Here is a 237-nt window from a genome sequence, read left to right on the forward strand (position 1 = left end):
GCCTTCTGCGTGCTGATAGTTTGCTTGCTGCGATTCAGCCGCTTAGCGATCTCGGTAATCGATAGACCTGATGCAAATAGCCGCGCAACTTCGAGTTCGCGTGGAGACAGCAGCTGCCCGATGTTCACGGCTTCGTTGCCCGTCACAACCTTCTCGATGGTCGGGGACAAGTATGAGCCGCCCGCATAGCTGCTATGGATAGCCGTGATGATGTGGCCAGTGACATCCGATTTGCTG

Annotated in this window: 1 protein-coding gene; it reads right to left on the bottom strand. The window is 55.7% G+C overall.

Going from position 1 to position 237, the window contains the following annotated elements; all coding sequences use genetic code 11:
* Positions 1–146 (bottom strand): LuxR C-terminal-related transcriptional regulator (locus tag SB724_RS21740; RefSeq protein ID WP_410573143.1); only part of this gene is annotated, 146 nt, incomplete at its 3' end.
* Between the last annotated feature and the right edge of the window lie 91 nt (positions 147–237).

The organism is Bacillus sp. SIMBA_031, from assembly GCF_046535225.1.
Lineage (GTDB): Bacteria > Bacillota > Bacilli > Bacillales > Bacillaceae > Bacillus > Bacillus velezensis.